The organism is Candidatus Nitrosarchaeum limnium BG20, from assembly GCF_000241145.1.
GTDB classification, from domain to species: domain Archaea; phylum Thermoproteota; class Nitrososphaeria; order Nitrososphaerales; family Nitrosopumilaceae; genus Nitrosarchaeum; species Nitrosarchaeum limnae.
This window is the reverse complement of the sequence record NZ_AHJG01000338.1, coordinates 1-1,383: the sequence shown is the minus strand read 5'-3', so window position 1 is coordinate 1,383 and position 1,383 is coordinate 1. Positions and strand designations below refer to the sequence as shown.

At 30.9% G+C, this 1,383-nt stretch carries 2 protein-coding genes and 1 pseudogene; 1 reads left to right on the top strand and 2 read right to left on the bottom strand.

Going from position 1 to position 1,383, the window contains the following annotated elements:
- Positions 1-571, bottom strand: a 571-nt coding sequence (locus BG20_RS11505) for a hypothetical protein (RefSeq protein ID WP_010195643.1), incomplete at its 3' end; no start/stop codon positions are given.
- An 83-nt stretch (positions 572-654) separates the two neighbouring features.
- Here BG20_RS11505 and BG20_RS11500 point away from each other — a divergent pair.
- On the top strand, positions 655-1,161 hold the full coding sequence (locus tag BG20_RS11500) for a HEAT repeat domain-containing protein (RefSeq protein WP_007401249.1): 507 nt from the start codon (positions 655-657) through the stop codon (positions 1,159-1,161).
- Here the strand turns inward: BG20_RS11500 and BG20_RS12520 are convergent.
- Positions 1,158-1,383, bottom strand: a pseudogene (locus tag BG20_RS12520) (histidine kinase); the annotation flags it as partial. The gene BG20_RS11500 and the pseudogene BG20_RS12520 sit on opposite strands and share 4 nt — an antisense overlap.

Genomic DNA, 1,383 nt, shown 5'->3' with positions numbered 1-1,383 from the left:
CATTTTTAATTTTAACAGATACCAAAACTTTATTTTTTTCAATATCTATTTTTATATTTTCAAAAACAGATGTGTATTTAGGAATTTTTTTACCATCTGACGAAGTTCCAAAACCTTGAATTGTTAAAAAATTATTTTCAATTAATTGTTTTATTTTTCTATACCCCGAAGTCTGTGGAATGTCGCATTTTTGTAGTATTTCATATATAGTCATGGACTTGTCAGTAACGCAGTTGATCATATTCTTTTTCATTTCATCACCAAAGGTTTCAAGAAATAGCATTGACAAGTCGTTATCTTTAATTGTTATATACATGCCATTGTTTTTCATAGATTTAGAGTCTAACAATAATATAGATTCAAAACATTTTCGTTCAATTGAATCTGCTCCTTTTCCAAAAAACTCTCTTAAAACAATATCAAATTTACTAAATTGAGAGAGGGATTCATAGATACCAATTCCAAATTTTTCAGATAGACGTGATTTAATTTTTGAAAGGGCTGAATGACCTAGATTTTCAGATATAATTGATTCTACAGAATTTGCAAAAAACCTATCAATCTCATTCATTATGTATCATTTTAAGTACTTAATAATAAATGATTTTTGTTTTGGAAATCAGATAAAAAGTTATTAATGATAAATTCCCATTAATGGGAATGAGTGCAACAGTGATTGATGAGGATCGAGTTCGTGAGATGCCATTACAAAAAAGATTAGAGTTCTGCGAACCAATACTAAAAAATGAGCGAGATGAATCTAGACGTTGGGATGCTGTATGGTTAGCAGGAGAAATTGCAGAGATTGCAGGTCCTAAAGAGCCAATTTTTGACAAAGTTGCAGACCTAATGGTATGGATTTTAGAAAATGATGATAATGGAGTGGTAAAACATGAAGCCTGCTTTCAAATTGCTGCAAGAAACATGAGAAAAAAGATACCAAATTTGGTAAATTCTGCATTTTACGATAAAAGTGCATTAGTCAAACATGAGGCCATAGAATCACTAGGATTGATGCGAGCATTTGAGGTAGAAAATGAGATTAAAGTAGCATTAAATGATCCAAGTCCAGATGTTAGTGAAACTGCAAGATTTGTTCTCAAAAGATTAGAGAGGACTAGAAACATTACAAAAGAATACGTACCTTCTCAAATTCTCTAAATTGTTTTTTTATGTTTGTAAAGTCCATAAGTAATAACCCAATAACTAGAATACCACAATAATTCAACAGGATGTCCTTCAACATATGCATCAAATGTTTGTAGATAAAAATACCAAACATCTCCAATCGTAGTTAACAGTATACCAAACATTAGCAATGACCAAGCAATACTCAGAGTACCTCCCCTAAATGCGAGAGCACCAAGCAAAGATAAAGATAGT